We start from the raw sequence: 21,245 nt of genomic DNA, 5'->3' as shown, positions 1-21,245 counted from the left end.
ATTACCTCCGGGTACCCACCATTTTTAATTTGTAGATGCTGGAGAAATCCAAATCCTGACCAACGATCAGAGTAATGATTTCCCCCTGGTTTTTATAAAGCGTTGGAGGGATATTTACGCTGTTTGCAAACGCTTCGCGTGCTATATCAGCAAAAGCCTGGCGACTGTTAGCTGTATAGTCGGTCTGATTGTCTTTATTACTTTTAGCCGCTCCACTTGCGGCCTGTGCCACATCGGGGATCATGCCAACCATCATCGCGCCCATAAAGCGATCTGCAAAATGTGTGTCAATCCAGCCTGAAGCCCCGGCCTCACCCAGCGCTCCCGCCGCCTGTGTATCAATCAGCGGAATATCAATGAAAGGTTCCTTACGTGTTCTAAGCTTCGTAGCAGCGATAAACACGGCTCCCTGACCATGATTGAACGTGCCCGTTTTATACATCAGATATGCGGCTGTTCCCTTTTCAATTAGCTTTACATTCCTGTTTGCACTGTATACGTCCTCATTAATCGTACAGACCAGCTTGCCAGCCAGATCAGAAATAAATCGTCTGTCCAGCGAGCACTTAATCGCGGTATTTTCAGGAATGAAAAGGTTAGGGTCATAAGGAACGCGCGTAATTTTAGAAAGCTGCGCGGGTTGCCCTGCATTAACAGGCTGAACCTCTGCCTGTTTGTCACTGCCGTCCCCCTCGTTCCTGGTATTGCTGGCCGTTGATGAGCTACCACCGGAATTTGAGGAAGCAGAGCTGCTCCCCCCATAGGCCACATCCAGCGCACGACTGAAGTTTTGTTGTACTTTTTCCGGTGGCGTTTCCGCTTTGCCGCTGCTTTCCTTCCGTTCTTCCGTCTTAGCCGGTTCTTCCCTGGTGTTGAATGGATCAACATCATCGCTGAGTCCTGTCGCGCGTTTTACTGAACCAGTAGATACCGCATTACTGGCAGGCTTATCATCACCGCTGGACATTGCACGAATAATCGACGGGATATAGTAGACAGACACCCCGGCGGCCAGCAGAAGGAAAGCGGCCACAATAATCACCAGCCCCTTACGCGATTTTTTAAGCTTCTCGATACCCAGGCGTTTTACTGATTTACCGTCATCTTCATCTCCCTTATCCGTTTTATCGTTTTGCTCAATTTCTTTCTGATGCCGTTCCCGTAGTGCCTGTTCAATTTCTACAGCGGTCGGGATTTTATTTTCCTGTTCGCTCACTGGATCACCTCTTTCTCAACGTTCGGGGAAACGGTATCTCCTGCCGGAAGACGGACTTTGCCAAAGCCCCGGTTTTCAACCCCAACAACCTGATTTCCCATACGCAAAACAAAGCGCTGGTCTACAGGAACACCAACAACGGTGAAACTACCGCTGTTTTTGACTACCGGGTTAGTCAGCGTTTCCTGTTCGCCGCTCATAACAAAGACGCTGGGGATTTTCTTCAGGGGGCTGAAGCCAAACCAGGTATAGCGGCCATCGTCATACGCATAATCCGGGCTGATTGACTGGCTGCCGTCAGCTACCCGCTTCCAGTAATCCCAGTTCTTGGGCGACTTCGCATTTTCAAGAGAACGGTTGATTGCCTGCTCCTCCTGCCGCTTGTTAAGAGCCTCAATCCGTTTCTTCTCGATTTCGGCTTGCTCCTTCCGGCGTTCCTGCGGGTACTGGTAATTAACAACAAACGCGATCTTATCCGGCTGCCGGAACGTTCGGGCGTTCAGCTCCATGCTGTAATTACGTTTTGTTGTGCGAACAAACAGGTTTGTTCGCCAGCGTTCCAGGTCGTTTTCAGGATCAAGGGCTACACTGACCACCTCTGAAGACTGGTTGCCATTGTCATCGGTACTGTTCTTCTGTACGGTCTGTTTGACGGGCTTCACTTCGAGATACACCAGGTTATCTTCTTTGTTCACTTCCCAGCCCTGGGGAAAGCCGGTTCTGGCACTGATGACCGTTTCATCCTCGTCAAATACCAGTGTGGTTGTATAGCCAACCGCACTGTTTATGACTGTCGTGTTTTGCGGGTTATAACTGACAATCTGATTACGGGGATCAAAACGGCTGGCTGCTGGCGTAACGGCTGCATGGCAGACGTGCGACACCAACAGAAGCGCCACAATTAGCGCTCCTTTATTCATTTTCATAGTTTTCACCCTTTCACTTCTTTATCGCGTACATAGCTCGTTACAACGAATTTAAGCGGGTTATTGTTTCGGTCACCCGATGCCATTTCGACCTGTGGTTCAATACGGTAGGTCAACCGGACGTTCCAGTATTCATAATCATCCTGGCCTGTCGCGACATTTCGAATGGTTAATTTAAACCGGATATATGCTCCCATATCCTTATCATCGCGCCGGGATGACGGACTGATAATCACGGACGGATTATCCTGAACAGATGCGGTTTTTTCCGCTTTATTATAAATAACCTTTGGTGACTGGTTGCCGTTGATTAAAGCGTTGTAATCCGTCGCCACATTCTCAGCGCTGTATAACAGAACATAATCATAATCATGCTGGAGACTGAAATAGTTATACCCTTCACGACGCTTCACATACTGAGTAATGAAGTATTTCGCCAGCGCTTCATTTTCAGAGAGGTTTTCTTTTTTAACAGAAGTCAGTCTTTCAGCAACGCCAGTGACACCATTAATAAGATAAGCTTCGACAACCGTACTCTTTAACGGTAGCGCTCCATTCAGTGCCAGCAGAGACAACACACCTACGGCAATTCCTGCAATACCACCGAATTTATAAATGCGGTTCATTTTCTCCTGCATCAATACATTTTTCTCTTCAAAAGTAGTTGAAGAGTCTGTTACTTCTTTTTTCTTGTTAAAACCGGGAAGTTTTAATCCTGAGAGTTTAAACCCCATTGCGCATTACCTCTGCTGAATTAACAGGTTCGCTTTTTCCGGATACCGGAGGTTGTTTATGTGACGCCTGGCATCCGACAAGGCAAAGCGTCACGATAGCCGTGATAAGTAGTTTCATAATGTGAGAACCTAAATAGAGGAGTGAATATTTACTGCGGAATACTCAGAGTTGACAGATTTAAATAATAAATCGGTTAACCTCCATATTTCTTTTTCGCCGCATCTATCGCAGCCTGGCGAAGCCTCTTAGCGCCAATATTAACGCCCTGCCCGGTCAGATTCCCCAACTTACCGGATACACCAGGAGACTGGTTGAACCCTCCATCCTGACGGCGAACGCCTTTCCATGCGCCAATCCCTGCATTTTTACCCATACCAAGCAGATTACGCCCCATACGGGAAGCGCCGAACACGCCAGCACCAATCCCCATTGCGGCTGCCCCTTGCATCGCGCCTTCAACACCTACCCCTGCGAGCTGGGAAGCATAGGTTTTGGCTTGCCAGATAATCCAGGCCATAAATGCACCTGCAACCCCGGCCTGAGCACCTGTTGATATCAGATTTAATTCATCTGCGTTAGCTATCGAGATTGTCAGAATGCCATTAAGGAACGTCATTCCCGCTTTAATTGCCAGTCCACAAAACAAGAATATGAAGCATGAGCTAAATATTAACTGAAGCCAGCTATTAAACATCTGCCTTAAAAAACCAAATGAAAGACAAATAATAAACAACGGCGCGGTAATAGTAAGTATCTTAATAGTAACTTCGGCGGCGAGATAAACTATTGAAGTTAGCAATAATGCAATTATCCCTCCAGCATATGTTAATAAAGATGCGATTGCCCCATCTGTTTTCACATACTTCGAAGTATCTTTGGACATAAGATATGCAGCTACCTGCTGAACTTTCTCCCAAAGCTCGTCAACCCATTTCCAAGGATCACCTCCTGCAAATGTTTCCTTCAGCCCATCAATGGCCTGAGTTGCACTATCTAACCACCCCCCCATATTTTTGACAAAAACAAGAATTAACCAGAATCGACATAGATTCCATAAAAAATCCTGCACTGCGGTTTTTTGCTTCCCAACTATTGTGGTATAAGCATACCACAATATATAAATGGAAATACCATACTTACCCAACTGAGACGCTATTGAAGAAAAGTTATCTAACTGACCAGTCAAAGACTGGTCAAGAGTTTTAACAATAACGTCATGAGCGGCCTGGAAATACCTAGAAGTTGCCATAGTGGCTCCTTTTAACTTCCATCTTTACCCAATACATTTTTGAATGCATCTTTATAGTCAACATGCTTAGGATGTAATTGCTTATACCTAAACAAACCTTCCTTAGCGTTTTTACAATTTTCGCTATCACTCCCAGACTTTTTGCATTCAGCTACTTTTTTCGTTGCATCGTCTACGTGAGACTGCCACCAGTCTACAGATTTAACCTCTTCACACCCGGTAAGAAAGAATGTAAGCCCCAACGCCGCAACTAATCCATATTTTTTCAAAATGCCCCCTCAGTTCATTTCATAACTCTGCTGCTCAAATGCTGCCTTATAATCAACAACTGGAGTTTCTTTATTAACAGCCCCTAATTGTTTCTCCTGGAAAGCAGCCTGTAACATTTTCTCCTTGTATTCTGCAAGATCGCGCTGCTTATCGCGATACATTTCATACTGAAATTTGAGCTTGTTAAATTTCAGGCTTGCCAGAGATACAGCGTTTGTCGCGTCCTGCGTGGCTTTCGTGTCCTGGGCGTTCTTCACCTGGTCGATAAGGTCGGCCATTTCCTGATTATCTTCACGCAGTTTACTTTCCAGCTTATTGCCGTACTCGATCCCCGCCAGTTGGGACAGGAACGAGGCTTCACAGCCCCGCACCAGGTCGCCCGTATATCCCAGCCCCTTACAGGTGTTTGTCACCTTATAATCGGCCAGTAGTGATCTGGCTTGCTCAGACAGGGTGGCTTCCGGGTTCTTAATGTAATCATCAATGAAGGAGTTCCCCTGGTCGTAAATATTCTCCAGCTCCTTACTGACAGATTGCGCAGACTGCACCAGTCCCTGAACATCACGAATGCCCGTTTTGGTCAGCAGCTCCTGCTTATAGGCATTAATCTGTTTCTGGTAGTGGTTCACGGTGTCCTGCCACTGTTTGAGGCGTTCTGTCCAGCGCTGCGCTTCGACAGCCCATTCAGGGTTTGCATCAATGGCAACGGGAACACCAGCCTGAGCACCAGAAATAACCGTAACAGAGGCGATAAGTGCCGCAACGATATGCTTTTTCATAGGGATTCCTTAAATCAGGTTTGCACGTTCCAGATAGGTATCAAGCCACTCTTCCGGCTTCATACCCTCTTTCCAGATTTCATCGAACAGTTCAAGCTGGGGTTTCGATGCGCTGAGAACCGGTAGGTAATACGCCGCTTTTCCCAAATCCAGTCTTGCGAAAGCCGCAAAATCATCACTTTCCCCCTTCCTCTGTGGGTTTTTGACGACCAGGAACTGACGAGATAACGGGTCAATGGCTTTAATTTTGTCAAAATAAAGTTCTCTCACTTCCAACTCGTCTACGTACTCACTACGTTTCGCTTTGGGGTTCGCCAGATAAATATGTGTTGCGCACTGCTCACGAACGGCAGCCGCGATAGGTGATTTAATTAGTTCATCCGGCGATTGTGTCGCTACGACAAGCACCATATCCAGCTTACGCGCGGTTTTGAGTTTGTTATAAACAAAATCTCTGAACGCTTCGTTGTTAATCCATTGCCAGAACTCATCCATGTAGATAAGGAGTCGGCGGCCATCAGCCAGCATGGTGACACGGTAGATGAGATAGAATGAAGCGGCGCTGGAAAGTACTTTGTTATCCAGAAACTCCGTTCCGTCTATACCGAAAACGTCCAGGTTGTCCACATCAAACGTATCGTCCGGGTTATCAAACACCCAGCCAAATTCCCCTCCCTGCACCCAGGCATTCAGGCGTGCTTTAAGCCCATGCCGCCGGGTTTCAGTATCATCAGGCTCCAGAATGAGTGGTCGCAACTTACTGATCGGATAAGAGCGGTTTGACCTCTGCATCAGGCGCTCAACGGCATCAGAAATCAGGCGGTTCTGGTAATCATCAAGCGGCTCACTGTTAAGCGTACAAAGTAGCCTCACCAGGTCTTTCATAAAGGAAATATTTCGTTTGGTTGGTGGCAAAGCCGCAGGGTTCCAGCCAGTCGGCTCTCCTTCTTTCACCCGAAAGTAAGCACCTCCCATTGAACGTATACCGGGTTCCGCTGCCCGATCTTTGTCGAAAAATACTGTAGTTAACTTCTTTAATTTCCTCTCAGGTGGAAAAGACTCCGGCGTTCCGAACTGCTGGGCGGCGAAAGCCTTAGTCATCATCACTACCGTTTTACCCACGTTTGACGTACCAAGAATTTCGGTATGCCCCAGCGTGGGGTTTTTACCGAAGTAATTTTGATGCTCGGTAGTCATGTGATAGTTCAGGTTATAAATATCATTTCCTGAGCCGCCCAGGGTGATAAGGTTGTTACCCCAGGTATTTCCTTTCTCCTTGCCCGTAAAGAAATTATGGAAGCTTTCCATTTCGGCAAAGTTCAGACTGCTGATAGAACTCAGGCGTGGCCGTAACGTGTAGTTACCAGGTAACTGAGCAAAATACGCTGCGCCAAGACTCAAGGTTGAATAGGTTACGATCAGCCCTAAATCCTCCAGGGTCGTCGTTACAATATTGGTGTCCTTCACCAGACGCTCCGGCGAATCTGCGTAAACAATCAGTGTCTGGTGACTTTTCCCGAAAGAAATATAGCCGCTGGAGACCATATCGAGACCAACTTTCAAATCAGCGAGCAAGGATTTAGCGGCATCATCGGTCATTTCGAGTTTGTCGATCTGATCATCCAGCGCCTTGATTGCAGACTGCTTGTCTATCGGAGTTAAAGAGGAAGTCTGTACATACTCAACCGGGAGATACATCAGTGCATCAAAAATTCCGGCATCCGTTTCCTGAAAGTAGTCCTTGATCTCGATGCAACGAAAGTACCGGGCATGGTCAGAGGCAGTGATTTGTCCAGCATCGTTACCAAAGAACAGGTCTTTACCACCCAGGTATGTATAAAACGGACTATTGGTGACTCTGACTTTCTGCCAGCGCCCGGATAGCAGTTTCTGGAACAGCGTAAGCTGTTCTGAATAAACTATATTATTTTCTTCATATAACCCAAGACGACGGGAATGAAACCGGGAGAGATAGGTGCTCAATCTGCCACATATTTCATTCATATCATTAATGGGTTCTTCGAAGATATTTTTATTACCCTTTTTCCTTGAAAGAAAATGCGTCACTTTATCTTCAGCGCTGAACGGTTTATAGCATACGGTTAAGTATAATTTGTTTTCAAAATACTCAGCCGCCGAAAGCGATTCGTAATAATCGTTCATCACTCTGTTGACGAATGGGATCTTGCTGTCAAATACAGGTCGCACTTCTTTTCTAACCCGAATACGATGCGTATAAAAGGTAACGGGTTTCCCATCAAAACTACGTATCAGCGTATTGAGCTGGTCAGTAAGCAAGGCTAGATCCGCTTCATCTACACATTCAAAATAAGCTCCGTCAATCTGCCAGGTCGCCAGTAGATCATGGTTTCTGGTAACAATGAGGTTATCAGTGATGTGTGATGAATACGGGATTAACTCTTCAAGAGAAGACTGGTCTTTAAGCTTCATAAAATTGTCCACTTTCGATATATCGACTGCGTCGTACGAACTCCCCGCATAATGGACGGCATTGAAGCGCTTGTTTGCCAGAGGATTACCTTTGATTTGCATTCGCAGATAAAGCAGGTCAAAAAAGCGTTCATCTATCTTCGTAACTCGCTTGATGGCATACCAGCCAGGGAGGATGAGGGCATACATAGCCTCATGAATCCAGACACCAAGCAAAACGCAGATAACGCACATTCCAAGAAAGGGGTAGAGCGGAACGCCCAGCCCCCTAATCAAAGCGGGGCGTGTCAGCCCTTTAAAAACGGTACTCATTTTTACGCCCCCTTTTATTACATATTACGCTAACCAGTCAGGCAGATATGGCGCAACAATAAAGATGATAATCCCGATAATTAAAGGCGTAATCCACGCTGCATGCTGGCGTGAGAAGATAGCGATATAACCAATTACCAGCGCAATGATGGTGATTGCTGGCTTACGGATATCCGTCAGAAAATCGATAATCTTCTGCAAGAAGCCAGTTGTTTTAGTGGATACATCATCAGCAAAGGCGGGTTCTGCTACACAAAGCATCAATGCAGCCATAAATACAGAAAGAGTTAAATAACGTTTATTGAGTTTTAACATCGTTTGTTTCCTTTTCATCTAAAACAGTGCCACGCATGGCATATTGGGGATATACGGTAACTTCTTTAGGTTTGATACTCTGTGTTACATTCTCCTTTCTGATTGCATCTTTAACTGAAGGAACCACCCAGTTTTTTTTGTTATCAGGCGGATTAAACCCTATGCGCTGTATATAACTGGTGTTATTAAAATCTGATTCAGGTTTAGTTCCTGTTTCTGGATTGCCGGAATAATAGCAACTCAGGCCACGTAAAATATCGCCACCACGTTTATAACAATCCACCAAAATTTGCTCTGAAACCTTGAGATTTTCGCAGGGGTCAAACATTTTCTCAGCGGTTGTATTGAAGTTTGCAAAATTCGTACTCGTTATTTGCATAAGACCGACTGAGTAACGATGATTTCGTGATTCAATTTGATTTACGATCTGGAGTGCAGCCTCCTTAGTTTTGGGAAAGTAGGACACTACGCCTTTGTCACCGGGCTTACGTTCAACCTTCGGTATTATCTCGGCAATAGCATATGGGTTAAAACCAGATTCAACCCTTGCAACTTCATGCGCAGTATCGGGATGAACGCTGGCCGCGCATTGCAAAGCAAGCGCCGCAAAAGCAGTAGTAGATAACATGATTTTCTCCCGGCCAGAACAGCGCGGAAAGTTTAGACTGAATGGTTAGTCATCGAAGTCGTCATCGTCTTCATCGTCTTCGTTTATCAGCTCCTCAATAGCCTGGCTGGAATATTTTTTTATGAGGTACTGGACAACACCAGAGCTTGAAATACGTCGCCCCCTGCGATAGCCAATCTCCAGAGCAATTTTATCCAGTTCCTCACGAGAAGCTGAGGGCAGGTAGAGTGTATTACGTTGGGGCTTGCGTCTCGTTGCGGTTTTTTTTCGGGTAGCAGTCATTTTTCTTCCGTTTCATTTTGTGGGTTAAGCTTCTCTCTGTGATGTAGTGGATGAAAGCCATACTTCTTTGCTGCGGATTATCCATGAGTAGAATTTCAGCAAAATCGTGTGGAATTGATTTCCTTAAAAGATTTGCCTGAGCTGTTGTATGTGATTGTCTGTACAAAAGCTCCGCCATCACATCTTCTGGTACAGGTAAAGGCTCACCGCCAAATGAGATAAAGCGTTGTACGTAAGGGATAGCAGTTATTGTAGTGGAATGAACCTCTTCAAAATCTGCCTGGATAAAAAGATAACCGGGAAAAAGCGGCAAACGTCTTTCTCGATATGAAATTATCTTATCCGGGCGACGATACCTTTCAGTCTCCATAGGACAGAAGTAAGAGAAGTTCAGGCGTTCGAGATGAGCAAAAACTGCTGCAAATCTCGTAGTGGTGAATTGCAAAACATACCATTCCATAGTTTTTCCTTTCAGGCGCTCTCTCGACTCGGATGACCCCGAATCAGAGAAAAAAAACAAAAGGACAAATTTACATCTCATAAAAACTTTATCAGCTACATGTGCTGCGTTCAACCACACAAGCAGATCTTTAGATCGCATTTACGACACATTTCATTTTGTTTGTGCTTGTATTTTATTTATATCTAGATACATATGCTATTTGATAACAAAAAAGCAGATCGATTGATCACCATGCGCTTATTTTATAGTCAAGTTAACTAAATTTTTTACCGCTAGTTACTTTTTACAAAAACTCTGCTAACAAGATAAATAAATCGATCTTAATCAATAAGTTACCGGAGAGTATGAATTATCCTAAACGAATTCCGATTTTCACTTTCTGTTCGCTTTGAATCATCGACTGTTTTATTTGCGAGAAATTTCTCATCTGGAGTTGCTGTTTCTTAATCATCTCCGCGCTGTTCAGCACCAGCTCTTTACTGGATGAAGAGATTCTGTCTATGCCCTTAACCCCCAGGTTCTCTAGCTGCCACTCATTCCTGTGTGCAGTCTTCCAGCCATGCTGTACACCGTTCTTATCAAGTGCAGGGATTTTCACCTCCTTTTGTCCTAACTTCTTCAGCTTAACAAGATCACCTTTCTTAACGTTCTCGCGAGTGGTTAACTCACCAAAATCAGCCCCCCAATATGTTTTCTCCACGCCCTTGTTCAGTGTCTTAAGCTTTATGAAATGCTGCTTTGGTTTGGTTTTATCGTTCTGATAATGGTCGTAGCCAACATCAACAACCTCATAAACGCCCTTCTGTCGTTTTGGCGCTGTTTTGTGCGCATCTTTAATAGACTGGTTAAGTCCATGCTGCTGCTTATGAGTGGCTTTAACGTCATAGCCCTTCATCTTCAGCTCTTCACAAAAACCTGTACGAATTTCCCGTAAATCTTTTTTCCTGATATCAGCTCGTTTACCGTCATTATCACGAATACGAAAAACGACATGCACGTGTGGATGTTCTTTTTTGTCGTTATGATAGCCAAGCACAAAACGATGATTTGGGTACTTCTTGTTCATCGTTTTCCTGACAGACTCAAGCAGATCTTCAGGTTTTACCTTTGCTGATACAGGCGGTGAAAACACAATATTTTGGGTTACTTTTTTATTTTCCTTACCTTTATCATCGAAAACATTTTGAGGGTCATTAGCACGATCTATCATGTGCTCTTTAGCCTCCTGAATCTCATCACCTTTCCATACCTGACCGCTTTCACTCATCACTGGCAGCTCTGACTCCCGGCTCATATAGTCAATACTGTTTCGAACTCCCTGCCGGGTAATCGCACCTCCTGAGATTTTGACAACAACCTCCTTACTGGCACCCTTGCGGTTGATACGTTCCTGAACGTTGCGTTGATAGTTTTTACCACCATTTTTAACTTTATGGGCGAAAGCAGACTTGCGGCCAGCTTCAGAGGACTTACGCTTAACCCTGAATTCCTTGTCAACATAAACGCCCATGATTACACCTCAACCTTGTTAGAAACAGTTCGCCCTTTGCATAACATAATGTAGTTTTCAAACTCACTTTTGAGACTCATTATCTCTGAACTCAACCGCTCAGCGTCCTGATAGAACCCATCTTTATCAAGTACTCTGGCATTATCATTAACGATAATATAATGAAAGTTTCGCCCTATTTTATCTATTGCATTACGGCAACGATTCATCACCAGAAGTTCCTGATCGAAAAAATCAAGTTCATTTTCAAGTGTCGTCTGGATTCGATAACGACATTCTCTGGATAAATTCCAGCCATGACGATGAGCCGCTTTCTCTATTAAAGTTCTTTGTTTCCCTGTCAAATACATTGTGGTTTTGATAAAATCATCATTGTCTTTTGACACATTAACATCTTCATTTTTAACCTTGCTTTTCAGTAAAGCATTGGCAAGCAGCTTCATTCCTTTTGCCACGGTTAAACCCGGTTCATCTGGATAAAGTGTTTTAAGACAATCAAGTAGATCATCATGTTGGCTTTCTTCAATCCTGAATTGAACTTTTTTCATAAAACTCTCCAACAAGAACCGACTGTAGGTCACCGGGCAAACGTTGCGGAATGGCGTCAGAGACGTCATTTTGCGGCGTTTGCCCTATCCTGCATCGCAGTGAACTACCTCCACACATAAATTGTGCTTCAGCGTCCATCGAAATGCAAAAAATGAAAGGCTATCGTGGCTGTGATCTGGTGCGTCTGCGACCGGAGACAACGGATTCGCGGCTAACTTGGGCGGAAATAAATTCGCTACGCGAATGGCCTGGCAGGGGGCGCGAGCGCTGTTTTACGGAATATACAAAAAAAGCACCTCCCGTAAACGGGAGGGCTTCGGCGATTCAGGAACGGGAATTTTATTCTGCCTCTGGTGTGTCGCCTTCCATGCCCTGCCGGGCATCATGGAGCCAGCGGCGGAGGTTACTCATTCTTTCCCGGTTTGCCCGGCTGGGACTTTTTCCCCTGTTACCGCTTAGTATACTCCAGACTCTTAACCCGGCCTCGTTAGTCCAGTGCAATACAATTTCCCCTTTGCTGTTAAATCCCAGCGAAAACCGGACAGCTCCCCGCCTCTGTTCTGCACTGATAAAATCTAAAAACTCCTGTTTTTTCATAGCACCTCCTGTTTTTCTATCAGTGCTTTTGTTTCTTTCTTTTCCAGGGCTTTTCTGAGTAATGCCATGTACTCAGGAAAAGCAGAGAATGGCATCAAGGGAAAAACCGGACGCCCACCCTTTTCAACAGTCTGTATTGCTGATAACATGCGTTCCGACATTTTATATTCCTCGCGAGGGAATTGAGTGTCACGGTATCAGGTTGCCTCCACAACCTGATACCACCCCTAATTGATTAACTCCGCAGTTCTCTTATCGCTTCATTTTTGGCTTCCTCCAGTTCTTTAAGGGTATATGCGAAATTCTTCCAGTTAATTACTTCGTTTATAACCTCAGATTTACTTAAACCACACTCATTAAACCAAAAGTTAATATTTTTCTTGAGGGAATTTTTCGCCGTCAGTTCCTCGGACAACAATTCACTAACAGACGTGATAACATAACCACGACCGCGATTTTTATCTTCGAAAGAATGAACGGCAAGGAAGAGAGTTTCTGAATGGACAAAAGCAGAGCAGGTGATTTTTTCTTTCTTAGTGTTTAAAGCCTGGAAAGTGATAACATACGTGTTCATTTTAGTCTCCCGCCCGTTTGGGCTACTGGATCATGGTAAGGAACTATTCCCGACCTACAAATAAATTATACCATCATATGATGGTAATGCAATTTATTTAGTCACTTTATCCTGATTTTTTTCTCTCTTAACGAGCTGGTAATCTGGATGTTCATCAGCCAGGAGCAAAAGTAATTCATACGTACCAGCGGCTAAACCACGAGACGTTTTACCGGATGTTTCTTTGGCTTGCCAGGCTGATAACGTAAAACCAAACCGTTCAGCGGCTTCCTGCTGCGTAAAGCCAGCTTTAATACGTGCTTGTTTCACCTCTTCAGGTGTTGGCTTAAAACTCATGATTTTGTACCTTCACAATAGTATCTGTATAGAATTTCAATAAAATTGGATCATCAATTTCATCTTTAACGTTCGAGAATTCTTCGTAATAAAATGATTTTTGGAAAACAATCTTTTTAGTTGTTTTTTTATCCGCTTCTTTAGAGCGTACCTTCATCAGTTTTTCAAGTTCAATAAACAAACGTGTTGCATCTTCAGACACAACAATCCTGTATGTTACATTACCTTTGTTTTTCCTGTCGCTCAGGACTTCATTCATTTTTTGCCTCATAGCTGTTTAATAAACCCCGCTACCTTTATGAGCTGATCTACACTCAGGCCACGAATTACCATTTCATATCCGTCGCCCCGTTCTGATACGTTACCATCTAACCCATTCTCAACTTTAAACCCGGTCAATGTCCCATGCCAGCTTTCAAGATGCACTAAACGAGATAGCATTCCTTTCAGGATCAGTTTTTTCTCGCGTTTTTGCTGTAACTGTTGTTCATACTCTCGCGCCATATCTACATTATCTAAAGCATCCGACAGGATTTTCTTTTCAATATCGGCGGCGATTTCTACAGGGTTACGCTCTGGCGATACTGTGCAAGTATGGTAAGGACTTCTCCAGCTGCGACTATCTACGCTTCCAATGATAACTAACCTTCCTTTCTCCATTCGAATATGTATAGAGTAATTTTTAAAATCAGGTGAGGTTAGCTTAATCCTGTACTGGCAATCATCGAGCAGATTTACACGCCAGCCGTTCCCCAGGATTCGACAAACGATTTCAAACACCGGTTTATACCGTTCAAAGAAATTTTTCTGTTCTTTCATCGATTCAGCCTTTTGAACTCAATAAAAAAGCCGTAAATCGAATTACGGCAGTTTTAAGACTATTCATCAAAGTGTCCATCATCACTTGCAGCTTCCTGGGCTTCGCATTCCTGCTGATATGCTTCTTCCTTCGCAAAAAGATGCGCCCATCCTTCTGCGTTTAAGCCACGGTGCAAGACTGAACCATTTTCATTGCATTCTTTGGCTGTAACTTCGATCTCATCCGGGCAAATGTAGGCTCCGTAACTTTCAAAAATGTTTATCAGCTCCGCTTCCGTTATGGTCTTGTTTTTCATCAACGTGTCTCCGAATCAATCTTTGCCATGTTCTAGGGGGCTTTCGCCCCCATTCCGGTTATGCGCTTGCTTCTACACGTGTCCAGCCTGACGCCTTACGTTTACCCGCTGTACCATACATTTCACGAATTTCTTCAATGCTGTGTTCTTTACGGTTCCAGCGGCTTTTGTGTTCTTCAGGACGGTAAAACCATTGTTTTTTCTTAGATGCCCACTTACAGCCCATTTCCTTTAAAATGTCTTTGTGTTCTTTAGTTTCTCCGCTAATCCAGACCCAATTACCAATAACTTCATAGACAATCCCTGTAAGGCCGGAAAGCGTATTCAGAACTTTTTCCAGATCTTCACCGTAGTTGTAACGTGCGTTTTCATCAGTGCTTTGAAACTGATTGATTTTATCAATGTTAGCCATGAGAAAATCAAACGCAGCATTTACTGCTTTCATCAGCTCGGCACCCAATGGATTGCGGTCTGGATGATATTTTAAAGCCGCTTTTTTGTATGCCGCCTTGATGTCCTTTTCAGTCAGATCACCGGATAAACCAAAAACGTTTAATGCTTCCTGAATATTCATTTTTCGCTCCCGCCCGTGTGGGCTTCTGGAATCTGGCAGGGAACCATTCCCAACCAACAAATTCATTATACCATCAAATGATGGTTATGGAATCATTTTTAATGCTTTACATTGTAAAGATTACATAAAGATGTATATTGCTTTACCGCGCATGAAGGGATTTCCGAAAGAGGCGCGAACTGTAGTTACATAATGCGCTGTCGTAACATCGCGCCGGAGACGTTCGCCAGGACTGGCGAACCAACAAGCCCGAATGAGAGCGATAACCCCCCTCACCCCTGCCAGGCCAATTTCTGACTATCAGACGATGTTTAGCCTGTCGCAGTTAGCGCGTGAGCTTGCGAACGGTACGCCGGGTCAGTGTGAAACACTGGCGCGGGGCGCTGTATCTGCGCGTTATGAGATGCGTTAGCAGCGAATTACGGGGCGGGTTGCTGAAACCGATTGATGCCTGACAGCAAAAAATGAATCCGGGCGCCAGCTGCTGCACGAAAATTGCCAGCAAAAAACACTTGGCCATCCTCGCCGGTCGTGAAATTTTGCTGGCATAAGAAATAATCCCCCCGGTATGAGGGGCTTGTCTGAAAGGTTAGTGGTTGGGCTTACTGAGAGTGAACTGTAACCCGGCTACTGCTGCAAGCTGTGCAAGTGTTGTGATGGTCGGGTTTCCGTTCGGGGATAATGCGCGGTAGATACTCTGACGAGCAAGGCCGGATTTTTTGGCCGCCTCTGTTATACCCCCTGATTAGGGATCAGGTTAAAAACGAGCTGTATGACGTTCTAAGCGCATTTTACCCGCTCCGTTGAACCATGACCGGGTTAAAGCGGTTAAAACGCCTCTGAGGGCTTTTGAGAGCATTTAAGAATTGGATCGGAAAAGGATCCCGTCTGGATCTTTTAGAGAGATTACACCGCTCGCCGCAGCCGAACGACAGGGCGAAGCCCGCGAGTGAGCGAGGAAGCGGAATTTCCACGGGGTTTCAATAGAGCACTTACGCGCTAAGGTTAATATTTGCTCAATTTTTGGTGGTGCAGTGCTCAGGGAGGCCAGACGGATCTATCCTCTGGATTTATGCTGAGTTATCCACAGACGCTGTGCATTAAAAGCCTTATATTTTCTTCTTGATCTTAAAAACTTAAAAACTTAGCTCGCTTCAATTACCTGAAAATTATGGAAAAAAATTGCTAAAGGTGAGAGGATTTTTCACGTAAGGTGAGAGGATTTTTCACGTAAGGTGAGAAGATTTTTAAGTTAAGGTAGTTAGATTTTTCACTAAAGATGAGAGGATTTTTCACGTAAGGTGAGAAGATTTTTAACGGTTTCCACAGTTTGACTGAACATCAAGTGAAACATGCGGTTGTTGCTATCTTTAGATATGAAGATCCTCAGATCTTCATATCTAAAGGTGAGAGGTTTTTTAATTAAAGGTTGTATTGTTGTCTTGAATTACAACCTTTGTGGGGTTATGATTTGCCTACATAGGAAAGGTTATATGAGGCTTATCGTGAAGACAGTAACGGGATTAACGAAAGTTAGACATAGAAATGAAGTTGGGGTAACTCTTGCATCCCTTTCCCTTTCAGCAAAAAGAGTGCTTTTTCTGGCTCTTTGCCAGATTGATACAAAGGAAATGTTAGATGATGATATTTTGGAGGTTGATGCTGACTTTTTTTCAAAAGCTACTTCTTTAGATAAATATGCCTCTTATGCAGCTCTGAAAGAGGGAGCTAAAGTTCTTTCTTCAACTACGTTAGTTTTAAACAGAGATGATTTAAAAAATTTGGCTGATGAACTTGGGATACTATCATCTAAGAATAAAATACCTGATCGCTTGGATTTAAACTTAACAGAATTCTGTGCCTATTACGATCATCTTGCAACTGTACGGATAAAATTCACAAATACAGCTAAGCGATATTTTTCTAAGTTGATTGGTTCTGAAAATAGATATACCACTCAGGTATTGAAATCAGTTGTGTTGTTGAACAGTGTAAACTCAACAAACCTTTATCAAGTCATTAGGAAATATTACAGTCAGAATAGTTCAAAAAAATCTTTTGATATATCCGTGGATGATTTAAAAGAGGAAATGGGACTTTATACTATTGAGGAAGGGGAGAAGAAATATAAGTATCCTAAATACTCATTTTTTGTTCGTGATGTTATCAATAAAAGCATTAATGAGATAATTGAGAAAACGGAAATAAATCAGTTATCTTTCTCTGTTGTTGGGAAAAAAGGGAGAATGGCTCACATGCTTAGATTTGAGTTTAGTATAAATGAAAAATCCTCATCCTTTTCGGAAGATGATATGGCATTTTTAGAGGAGTTTGACAAAGTCGTTCCACCAAAAAAGAATAAGTGAGGCAAAACATGGCTAAAATATATGAGTTTCCGCAGGGAGCCGAACGAAGTAAGCTGAAAAAAGAAATCATCCGGGAACGTAAAAAACGATTGCGAGAAACGAACGGTAACCCGGTTATCCGGCACGCTAAATGGTTCTGGTTTTATCTACGTCTTGCTACGGCTGGCGCACTGCATTTAGTCTCTGTTATTTCTCTGGCAGTCCTGGGGGCTTTCAGTAAAGCTATTTTCTGGATTGGTGGAATGCTCTGTGTTGTTACATGGTTCCACCTTGAGCGCCAGTTCTGGACGCCGCAAAATTTCACGATTCCAGTAATCGTAACGCTGTGGGGATTGAGTTTGTTTGCCACTCCCCTGATGGAGCTGCTTAACAAAAAAATGCCGTGGTATCGTCTTCTGGTTCCTGATGCAAAGCACACTAGCACTGAGGCAACCAATGATGATCAGCCGTGAAGCAACAATGTTATCCAGTCGGCTTGCAGTGCTTCTTTCAGCCTTTTATCATCGGTTAATCATAGCGCACGAGGCGAGTTCTTTTCACTGCGATGCAGGATAGGGCAAACGCCGCAAAATGACGTCTCTGACGCCATTCCGCAACGTTTGCCCGGTGACCTACAGTCGGTTCTTGTTGGAGAGAGTTATGAAATATCAGGTTAAAGAGTTTATTAACGAAAAATATTCTAAGGCTGTTAATATTTTAAAGGATAACCTTAAAGAACACTACCATATTTTTTATGGTTTGAGATTAAGTGAGATTCTTTTTCCTGCCAGCGAATACGGCTCTGAAATGTTTTTTCAGGAGTTTGAAGCGATTAACAGTGTAATATTGCCTTTGGTGATTTTTGATTTGATAGACCGAAAGCCGATTATGGTTATCGGCTTCGGTGAAGTATGTGGAGTTGATTCACTTGTTGATTCTGGTATAGAAGTTGTTTCTTTAGACGGTTTAAGCGATCTGCTACTGGTTGAAAAACTGACGCCATTATTTAACTAAACCTCTGGATAACTATCTTTTCAGTTTTCCAGTAAGATTTTTTCTATATCTGAAAGCACTATTTTTTCAATGCTTTCTATATAGTAATGCTCATTAAAACCTGTCATTTCTGTAAATTTTAGCTCTGCATCATCTTTCGAATAAGCAATAACAACTCTGAAATCATTTTCCCACAAATCCCACCTGTATTTGTCTTTTATACGAACCCTGTACAATCCTTTTTGGATAGTGCCATCTTTTTTCTCTTCCTGTACTTTTTTTAATTTTTCATTTTGCACCTGTTGTTCAAGCCATGATTTATTCATAAATCCCCCACGGTTAACGTCTTTAGGCTCGGTTTTTACTTAACGAAATCTTCCGGTTTTACACCTGTTTTTACCTTCATATACTTGCCCTCCCCCCTTAGCTTCGGCTGAAGTTCGGTAAAGTACCATCCGGCAACGGTAATAATGCCTAAAAATACAAAAATAGCAGGCTTCAGAACATCAATAGCTGATACAGCGCATAACTCAATATTGAGATTAGTACAAGTTCCCTCATCAGGTGCATAGAACCCCCATAAGCCTATACCTATAAGGAACATCCCCAATATCGGTTGGATGTATAACAAGTAGATATTAATAAGAGTTTTAATATATCTGAATATGAACATTTTTCTTTCCTTAGGTTTCTTTCTATTTTGGATTTCCAATTCTTAACCAATGTGATGGTTCGACAATCCATTCTCCGCAGTCATAGGCAACGGCCTTATTATGCCTGTTAGCGAACCATACTAACCAGGCTAATAATCGCTGATTGCCGCTGTATTTGGTTTATCTCTAACCATCACAACATATCTCTTTTTCTTAGCCATAACGCTACCCTAATTTTGCAGATTCAAGCAGCCAGTGGTTTTTCAGGTTCTCGTCCAGGTTATCGAATGCGGCCAGCGCTGCCTTTAGAACGGTTGTCTTGCTCTGGCCTGTTCTCTGCGCCTCCGCTTCCAGGATCTCCTCAAAGTACGCTGGCAGTCTGAAGTTCATCAACTTTGGTTTACCCGCTACAGGCGCTCTGGTAGCGCCGGAGATAAAACGCGCGGTTTCTGCGTTTGTTGCTGGTTGCTGAGATTCATCGATGTTCGGGCGGTTTAGTTTTAAAGCCATGAAAATTTCCCCTTGTACGGTATGCATTAATTGTAAATATCATAGTATCTTTATGGTGTATTTACAATGTAAAGATTTCGATGAATATTGTTGATATTTCTATAAAATGCCAATTTCCTGTGCCACAAGTTCAATCTGTGCTTTCGCTGTTGAAAGGCTCGATGCCCGGCTAACGTCATGTACCCCTGCCCCTTCATTACAGGCGCTTTCATACACATCCAGCTCGGATATCCGGGTTTTCAGAGGTTGAATCCAGATGTTGTCCGAACGCAGTAATTTATCCAGATCAATGGCCGCTTTTCTGTGGCGGGGTTTCGCTGAGTTGATTCTGGTGAACAGCACCCACGGTTCCAGAGCTGCGTTAGCTTTCTGAGCGGTGCGGATTTTCTCTGTAACACTGGTCAGTGTTTCGCTTTCGAAATCAGAGGACGGCTTAACCAGTGTCACCACGATATCTGATACTGTCAGGGCGCTACGGAACTCCTGGCTGTCGTGGCCGGGGCAATCGACAATGAGAACTTCACACAGCTTACTAAGGCGCTTAATTTCGTTGCTGACGTTTCCGTAAGCTGCGTGAACCGGGATAGTGAGTAAGCCGTTATCTGTCCGCTTTTCGTTCCAGCTCAACAGATCGTGGTTTTTATCTGTCTTCAGGATAATTACCGACTTACCTTTGTTGACCAGCATTGAGCCTGTGTTAGCCACGTAGGTGCTTTTGCCTACCCCACCTTTATCTGATACGACAAGCAAGATTTTACCCATTTCAGAATCCCTCTCTTTATGTTGTAAAGCTCATGTAAAGATATGAATGTCTTTACATGGTGTGTTTTTCGTAAAGATACTTTTGTCTTTACAGTGTCTTTATAATGCAATGGCTTTACCATGTAAAGCACAAATAAAGATATATTTATCTTTATGGTGTCTTTACATGGTAAATGTTGCTGTGTCTTTATGTGCGCTTTATGGTGTAAATCTTGGTGTGTCTTTACATCATCTTTATGTTGTAAATTTTTAGTGTGACGTTGTCACTATAGGGCTGGGGTCTGTTTGCTGGTTCTTTTTGAGTGTGCCTTCCCTGAACCAACTGAAATGGGTACTGTATGGGTGTGTCTGGTTAACTCAAAATGAACTGGTTCCCTATAATGACTCAAACAGTACCGAAAGGCTTTGTCAGAGCTTACTTACGCGCATCCACGACTGAACAGGATGCAACACGCGCCCTGGACACGATAAATACCTTCGCCATCGAGCGCGGCCTGAGCATCTGTAACTACTACATTGAAAATGAATCAGGTTCTAAGCTTGAACGCCCTGAGTTGTTCCGGCTCCTGAAAGATTGTCAGCAAAACGATATCTTGCTGGTAGAGGATGTGGACAGGCTTTCACGCCTGGTAGGGGAGGACTGGAACACACTGAAGAAAATGATCCGGCAGAAAGATATCCGGGTTGTGGCCGTCAACGTTCCGACAACCTGGCTCGCATCGGGTCACAATGATTTTGACAGCCGAATGTTTTCGGCCATAAACGATATGTTGCTGGATATGCTGGCCGCCGTCGCCAGGCGAGACTATGAACAGCGCCGGGAACGGCAGCAGCAGGGGATCGCCAGGGCGAAAAGGGAAGGGAAGTATAAAGGCCGCCAGGTTAATCAGTCTCGCTATGACGCCATAAACAGGCTGATTGCGAGCGGCAGCTCCTGGAGCCAGATTCAAAAAGTGCTGGGTTGTAGCCGGGCGACTATCAGCAAAGCTGTGAAGCAACAGACCGTTAACAAAATGAACCATGAACCTGAAGGTAGGGAGTAGTTACAACATAATAAACAGTGTGTTGAAGAATAAAACTGATTCTTTATACTGTATATGC

The 21,245-nt window shown here is 43.8% G+C and carries 28 protein-coding genes and 1 pseudogene; 4 read left to right on the top strand and 25 right to left on the bottom strand.

Annotation, left to right across the window (positions count from 1 at the left end; translation table 11 throughout):
- Position 1: 1 nt before the first annotated feature.
- The 21 genes and pseudogenes from virB10 to ACOI6Z_RS25350 form a co-directional block, all read right to left on the bottom strand.
- Positions 2–1,216, bottom strand: a complete 1,215-nt coding sequence (gene virB10, locus ACOI6Z_RS25450) for a VirB10/TraB/TrbI family type IV secretion system protein (RefSeq protein WP_001295060.1) — start codon at positions 1,214–1,216, stop codon at positions 2–4.
- Positions 1,213–2,142 (bottom strand): TrbG/VirB9 family P-type conjugative transfer protein, encoded by a 930-nt coding sequence (locus tag ACOI6Z_RS25445; protein ID WP_000783386.1) that lies wholly within the window; start codon positions 2,140–2,142, stop codon positions 1,213–1,215. Before ACOI6Z_RS25445 ends, virB10 begins: the two co-directional genes overlap by 4 nt.
- Before the next feature lie 5 nt (positions 2,143–2,147).
- Positions 2,148–2,876 (bottom strand): virB8 family protein, encoded by a 729-nt coding sequence (locus ACOI6Z_RS25440; protein ID WP_004199085.1) that lies wholly within the window; start codon positions 2,874–2,876, stop codon positions 2,148–2,150.
- Between the two features lie 194 nt (positions 2,877–3,070).
- Positions 3,071–4,126, bottom strand: coding sequence for a type IV secretion system protein (locus ACOI6Z_RS25435; protein ID WP_000235886.1), 1,056 nt, complete (start codon positions 4,124–4,126; stop codon positions 3,071–3,073).
- A gap of 11 nt (positions 4,127–4,137) precedes the next feature.
- Positions 4,138–4,395: an EexN family lipoprotein gene (locus ACOI6Z_RS25430; RefSeq protein WP_000759841.1), complete on the bottom strand. Its 258-nt coding sequence runs from the start codon at positions 4,393–4,395 to the stop codon at positions 4,138–4,140.
- 9 nt (positions 4,396–4,404) lie between these two features.
- Positions 4,405–5,175, bottom strand: coding sequence for a type IV secretion system protein (locus ACOI6Z_RS25425; protein ID WP_000716326.1), 771 nt, complete (start codon positions 5,173–5,175; stop codon positions 4,405–4,407).
- 9 nt (positions 5,176–5,184) lie between these two features.
- On the bottom strand, positions 5,185–7,938 hold the full coding sequence (locus ACOI6Z_RS25420; RefSeq protein ID WP_015060057.1) for a VirB3 family type IV secretion system protein: 2,754 nt from the start codon (positions 7,936–7,938) through the stop codon (positions 5,185–5,187).
- Between the two features lie 24 nt (positions 7,939–7,962).
- On the bottom strand, positions 7,963–8,253 hold the full coding sequence (locus ACOI6Z_RS25415) for a TrbC/VirB2 family protein (RefSeq protein ID WP_000916156.1): 291 nt from the start codon (positions 8,251–8,253) through the stop codon (positions 7,963–7,965).
- A complete protein-coding gene (locus ACOI6Z_RS25410) occupies positions 8,237–8,881 on the bottom strand; it encodes a lytic transglycosylase domain-containing protein (protein WP_000953538.1) in 645 nt (214 codons plus the stop codon). The genes ACOI6Z_RS25415 and ACOI6Z_RS25410 overlap by 17 nt, the downstream gene beginning before the upstream one ends.
- Before the next feature lie 232 nt (positions 8,882–9,113).
- Positions 9,114–9,623, bottom strand: a complete 510-nt coding sequence (locus ACOI6Z_RS25405) for a transcription termination/antitermination NusG family protein (RefSeq protein WP_000455437.1) — start codon at positions 9,621–9,623, stop codon at positions 9,114–9,116.
- Between the two features lie 352 nt (positions 9,624–9,975).
- Positions 9,976–11,136 (bottom strand): MobP1 family relaxase, encoded by a 1,161-nt coding sequence (gene mobP1 / locus ACOI6Z_RS25400; protein WP_004199101.1) that lies wholly within the window; start codon positions 11,134–11,136, stop codon positions 9,976–9,978.
- Between the two features lie 2 nt (positions 11,137–11,138).
- Complete coding sequence (gene ddp1, locus ACOI6Z_RS25395) at positions 11,139–11,684, bottom strand: DNA distortion polypeptide 1 (protein WP_001348698.1); 546 nt, start codon at positions 11,682–11,684, stop codon at positions 11,139–11,141.
- A 340-nt stretch (positions 11,685–12,024) separates the two neighbouring features.
- Positions 12,025–12,282: a hypothetical protein gene (locus tag ACOI6Z_RS25390; RefSeq protein WP_004199355.1), complete on the bottom strand. Its 258-nt coding sequence runs from the start codon at positions 12,280–12,282 to the stop codon at positions 12,025–12,027.
- On the bottom strand, positions 12,279–12,443 hold the full coding sequence (locus ACOI6Z_RS25385; RefSeq protein ID WP_000004083.1) for a hypothetical protein: 165 nt from the start codon (positions 12,441–12,443) through the stop codon (positions 12,279–12,281). The genes ACOI6Z_RS25390 and ACOI6Z_RS25385 overlap by 4 nt, the downstream gene beginning before the upstream one ends.
- Positions 12,444–12,517: 74 nt before the next feature.
- Complete coding sequence (locus tag ACOI6Z_RS25380) at positions 12,518–12,856, bottom strand: hypothetical protein (RefSeq protein ID WP_001099725.1); 339 nt, start codon at positions 12,854–12,856, stop codon at positions 12,518–12,520.
- 93 nt (positions 12,857–12,949) lie between these two features.
- A complete protein-coding gene (locus tag ACOI6Z_RS25375) occupies positions 12,950–13,192 on the bottom strand; it encodes a hypothetical protein (protein ID WP_000008707.1) in 243 nt (80 codons plus the stop codon).
- Positions 13,182–13,451 carry a hypothetical protein gene (locus ACOI6Z_RS25370; RefSeq protein ID WP_001006717.1) on the bottom strand — a complete coding sequence of 90 codons (270 nt, stop codon included), beginning with the start codon at positions 13,449–13,451 and terminating at the stop codon, positions 13,182–13,184. The genes ACOI6Z_RS25375 and ACOI6Z_RS25370 overlap by 11 nt, the downstream gene beginning before the upstream one ends.
- An 8-nt stretch (positions 13,452–13,459) precedes the next feature.
- Positions 13,460–14,011: a hypothetical protein gene (locus ACOI6Z_RS25365; protein WP_000662998.1), complete on the bottom strand. Its 552-nt coding sequence runs from the start codon at positions 14,009–14,011 to the stop codon at positions 13,460–13,462.
- 59 nt (positions 14,012–14,070) lie between these two features.
- A complete protein-coding gene (locus ACOI6Z_RS25360; RefSeq protein WP_000792381.1) occupies positions 14,071–14,307 on the bottom strand; it encodes a hypothetical protein in 237 nt (78 codons plus the stop codon).
- Positions 14,308–14,365: 58 nt separating this feature from the next.
- Complete coding sequence (locus tag ACOI6Z_RS25355) at positions 14,366–14,881, bottom strand: DnaJ domain-containing protein (protein WP_001025390.1); 516 nt, start codon at positions 14,879–14,881, stop codon at positions 14,366–14,368.
- Positions 14,882–15,470: 589 nt separating this feature from the next.
- A pseudogene (locus tag ACOI6Z_RS25350) lies at positions 15,471–15,623 on the bottom strand (DNA-binding protein); the annotation flags it as partial.
- Between the two features lie 610 nt (positions 15,624–16,233).
- Between ACOI6Z_RS25350 and ACOI6Z_RS25345 the strand changes: the two are divergent.
- From ACOI6Z_RS25345 to ddp1 (ACOI6Z_RS25335), 3 genes are all read left to right on the top strand, one after another.
- A complete protein-coding gene (locus tag ACOI6Z_RS25345) occupies positions 16,234–17,247 on the top strand; it encodes a replication initiation protein (protein ID WP_001348704.1) in 1,014 nt (337 codons plus the stop codon).
- An 8-nt stretch (positions 17,248–17,255) separates the two neighbouring features.
- Positions 17,256–17,699 (top strand): hypothetical protein, encoded by a 444-nt coding sequence (locus ACOI6Z_RS25340; RefSeq protein ID WP_001074369.1) that lies wholly within the window; start codon positions 17,256–17,258, stop codon positions 17,697–17,699.
- A 187-nt stretch (positions 17,700–17,886) separates the two neighbouring features.
- Complete coding sequence (ddp1, locus tag ACOI6Z_RS25335; protein WP_000877224.1) at positions 17,887–18,240, top strand: DNA distortion polypeptide 3; 354 nt, start codon at positions 17,887–17,889, stop codon at positions 18,238–18,240.
- 20 nt (positions 18,241–18,260) lie between these two features.
- Here the strand turns inward: ddp1 (ACOI6Z_RS25335) and ACOI6Z_RS25330 are convergent, their stop codons facing one another.
- The 4 genes from ACOI6Z_RS25330 to ACOI6Z_RS25315 form a co-directional block, all read right to left on the bottom strand.
- The gene (locus ACOI6Z_RS25330) at positions 18,261–18,545 is read right to left on the bottom strand and encodes a hypothetical protein (protein WP_001043731.1); all 285 of its coding nucleotides are present in this window, start codon (positions 18,543–18,545) and stop codon (positions 18,261–18,263) included.
- Positions 18,546–18,580: 35 nt separating this feature from the next.
- Entirely contained in the window at positions 18,581–18,892 is a 312-nt protein-coding gene (locus ACOI6Z_RS25325; protein ID WP_000469598.1) for a hypothetical protein, read from the bottom strand.
- Positions 18,893–19,097: 205 nt separating this feature from the next.
- Positions 19,098–19,382: a hypothetical protein gene (locus ACOI6Z_RS25320; RefSeq protein WP_001185481.1), complete on the bottom strand. Its 285-nt coding sequence runs from the start codon at positions 19,380–19,382 to the stop codon at positions 19,098–19,100.
- Positions 19,383–19,481: 99 nt separating this feature from the next.
- Complete coding sequence (locus ACOI6Z_RS25315; RefSeq protein WP_000516402.1) at positions 19,482–20,144, bottom strand: division plane positioning ATPase MipZ; 663 nt, start codon at positions 20,142–20,144, stop codon at positions 19,482–19,484.
- A 380-nt stretch (positions 20,145–20,524) separates the two neighbouring features.
- Here ACOI6Z_RS25315 and ACOI6Z_RS25310 point away from each other — a divergent pair, with 380 nt between their 5' ends.
- The gene (locus tag ACOI6Z_RS25310) at positions 20,525–21,187 is read left to right on the top strand and encodes a recombinase family protein (RefSeq protein ID WP_001549893.1); all 663 of its coding nucleotides are present in this window, start codon (positions 20,525–20,527) and stop codon (positions 21,185–21,187) included.
- The last annotated feature ends 58 nt before the right edge of the window (positions 21,188–21,245 follow it).

Source organism: Klebsiella sp. C239, from assembly GCF_048822715.1.
GTDB lineage: Bacteria > Pseudomonadota > Gammaproteobacteria > Enterobacterales > Enterobacteriaceae > Klebsiella > Klebsiella quasipneumoniae.
The sequence above is the reverse complement of the archived record's forward strand: the minus strand, read 5'-3'. Positions and strand labels throughout refer to the sequence as shown.